1 protein-coding gene and 1 pseudogene are annotated in these 1,744 nt (G+C 58.2%); one reads left to right on the top strand and one right to left on the bottom strand.

The window, feature by feature from the left end:
- The first annotated feature begins 126 nt into the window (after window positions 1-126).
- Window positions 127-858: pseudogene (locus tag AB1598_15080) on the top strand (site-specific integrase).
- Here the strand turns inward: AB1598_15080 and AB1598_15075 are convergent.
- Window positions 848-1,117, bottom strand: a complete 270-nt coding sequence (locus AB1598_15075; GenBank protein ID MEW6146334.1) for an AlpA family phage regulatory protein — start codon at window positions 1,115-1,117, stop codon at window positions 848-850. The pseudogene AB1598_15080 and the gene AB1598_15075 overlap by 11 nt on opposite strands.
- Window positions 1,118-1,744 lie beyond the last annotated feature (627 nt).

Genomic DNA, 1,744 nt, shown 5'->3' with positions numbered 1-1,744 from the left:
CTGTTCGGCTATATCGAGGGCTTCTACAATTCCCGTCGCCTGCACTCGGCTCTGGGCTATATCAGCCCCGCCGAGATGGAACGCAGAGCGGCTTAACCCCGTCCACTTTTTCGGGGGAAGATCACCATCCTGCATGGCGAGAAGGTCGCCAACCCAGCGGATGAGGTTGGGCCTGCGTCCATCGCGACCTTCGTGCCGAAGGATCGGTCCCTATCGCCCGCGGAGATCCGCGTCATGCTCGGTCAGCTTGAGCATGTGCCGACACTGCCGACCATACGGTTGGGAATGAAGCTTTTCCTCCTGACGATGGTCAGGAAGAGCGAGCTCCAGGATGCCACCTGGGATGAGGTCGATTTTGAGAACGCCGTCTGGTCGATACCCAAGGAAAGAATGAAGCGGTCGAAGGCACACAACGTCTACCTGTCTCAGCAGGCCATCGACATCTTCATCGCGTTGAAAACCTGCGCCGGCAATTCGCGCTATGTCCTTCCGTCGCGATATGACGCTGACGCGCCAATGTCGCGGGCGACGTTCAACCGGATCACGACCGCCGTGGTCGCTAGAGCGAAAAAGGAGGGGCTGCCACTTGAGCCCTTCACTGTTCACGATCTTCGACGCACCGGGTCCACTTTGTTGAACGAACTCGGCTTCAACAGCGACTGGATCGAGAAGTGCTTGGCGCATGAGGACGGACGGTCCTCGCGTGGCGTCTACAACAAGGCGGAGTATGAGCACCAGCGCCGGCATATGATGCAGGAGTGGTCCAACCTGGTGGACGCTTGGGTCGCGGGTCGGAAGTATGTGCCGACCCTGCTCCCGGCCACGATGGAGCTGCTTGAGCTCGAGCCTAGTGTTTGACAGGCCGAGAGCGGCGCAATCTCACGTCGGGGCTTGGAGCGCGTTCGATAGCATTGGCCCGAGAGGCACGGCGTCGAGCGTCAAGCCAAGCTTCGACTTCTGCCAGATCCCAGACGACGCAACGCGAGGTGAGATAGAAGCGCTGCGGGAATTCTCCTCGCTGCTCCATGTCGTAGATTGTGCTGTCGGCAAGCGGCACGATCTCTCGTAGCTGATGCCGGCGAATTGTCCTGCGGGCGACATGCGGCGCAACGCTCATACCGTATCTCCACTTCTTTACTCTTGTGGAGATAGAAGGCGATAGATCTTCCGATTTGAAGCCGCCGCGTGAAGGGATGCGGTAATATCGGGCTATAGCGTGCACATCGGACGGGCCGTCTCAACGGGCAAGTGCCATCTAGGAGTGTCGGCTGACCCTTGGGTTCTTGTTTGAAGCGCCGTCATCCGTGGAATAGCAGCCCGATGAAAGCCGCGACTCACTTCAAAATCCGCCGTAGAAATACGTGTCGGTTCGAATCCGACCGCCCGCACCATCTACCCAAAGCGGCACCCTAAATGGGTGATGAGAGACGTTGTCTCGTAAGGAACCCCGTTCCCGATCGCCGCCTAAGTCCTCCGCTGCCCGGAAAGCTGATTGACTGCATCCTACAGACAGTTGGGATATGAGATCGCGACCTGCACGACAGCCCAATTATTCATTCATCGCGGCAACGCGATCTCCGAAAAATGCTTCCGGATGAAATCCAGCTTTGGATCGATGTTGATCTTCCCCCGAAAAAGTGGACGGGGTTAAGCCGCTCTGCGTTCCATCTCGGCGGGGCTGATATAGCCCAGAGCCGAGTGCAGGCGACGGGAATTGTAGAAGCCCTCGATATAGCCGAACAGA

This window comes from Thermodesulfobacteriota bacterium, from assembly GCA_040754335.1.
In the GTDB taxonomy this organism is placed as follows: domain Bacteria; phylum Desulfobacterota_D; class UBA1144; order Nemesobacterales; family UBA2774; genus 2-12-FULL-53-21.
This window is presented reverse-complemented; position numbering and strand designations above follow the sequence as displayed.